Source organism: Vibrio sp. 2033 (assembly GCF_033339735.1).
Genome location: NZ_JAWOVC010000101.1, coordinates 1 through 1,171 on the forward strand (window position 1 = coordinate 1; position 1,171 = coordinate 1,171).

Annotated in this window: 2 protein-coding genes; one reads left to right on the forward strand and one right to left on the reverse strand. The window is 43.5% G+C overall.

The window, feature by feature from the left end:
- Positions 1-701 (reverse strand): UDP-N-acetylmuramate dehydrogenase (murB, locus tag R7P74_RS24870; RefSeq protein ID WP_318123308.1); only part of this gene is annotated, 701 nt, incomplete at its 3' end.
- Positions 702-801: 100 nt separating this feature from the next.
- Here murB and R7P74_RS24875 point away from each other — a divergent pair.
- A partial coding sequence (locus tag R7P74_RS24875; RefSeq protein WP_318123309.1) for a GNAT family N-acetyltransferase occupies positions 802-1,171 on the forward strand: 370 nt, incomplete at its 3' end.

Here is a 1,171-nt window from a genome sequence, read left to right on the forward strand (position 1 = left end):
AAACTCCCTGCGTTACCGACTTTAGCTGGGTCTGGCAGTTTCTCCATACGAACTTGGCACACACGTTCAAATATTGCATTTGGACTTAATTCGTTTTCAGGGATGTTTTGTAACGGCCCATATTGATTCTTCGGCGTCCATCGCTTCGGCAGCTTCAAGCCAATGGCTGTGACAAAGCATTTTTCATATAGATCATGTTTGAAAACTGAATCTCGGTACCCAAATTCGCAGTCTTCCGCACTCATCCGCCTCGTTTTTAAAGTCGTCAAATCCAATACATCGACGTAGCTACAAAGATCTTTTAGTTCAACCCCGTATGCGCCGATGTTTTGGATCGGAGCTGACCCAGCACAACCGGGAATCAAAGCTAAGTTTTCGATCCCGCCCATACCTTGGGCAACACACCAAGCCACCAAACTCGGCCAATCCTCCCCACCTTGAACATGCAGAAGATAATCTTCATGGGTTTCTGAAACCGATTTCCCCAAAAGGCGGTTAACAATGACGAGACCATCAAAATGTTCAGTAAATAGAACATTGCTGCCTTTACCCAAAAACAACTTCGGCAGACTTTGAAAAGCAGGATTTTGATAGAGGCTGATTACATCATCTATCGAGTCAACAATGGCTAAGTAGGAGCAAGTCTGCTCGATACCAAAAGTGTGAAAAGCCTTGAGGCTTGCGTGTTCTTTAATTTGCATAGTGATTTGCAACGCCAGATAAGATTCTCTTAAACTGGGCACATTCTACCCCAGTTAACTTTTAACCGCAGTGACAATACCTAACTCAATAATCATAGAAGTGTTAAATCCGATCAAACTCCCTTTGATCAAAAAGCTCTATAAAGCCCATTACCCCTCCGGGCGAGCCAAAAAAGATGAACTCATCATCACAGCCAGTCGTGAAGGTGTGATCGTCGCACTACTAAGATTAAAAACTGTAGAGCAATATCGCTTATTAACAGGCATGCTCGTCATCCCAGAAGTTAGAGGCACAAACGTTGGCCACACTCTGCTAGAGCATTGCGAGAACAAAGTTTTCGAAGATGGTGATTATTGCTTCGCTTTTAGCTACTTAGAAAAATATTATGCTCAACATGGTTTCGAAACCATTGACAGTCATGAGCTGCCGAACTCCTTAAAGATGGCCTTTCAACGTTATGTTGATAGCG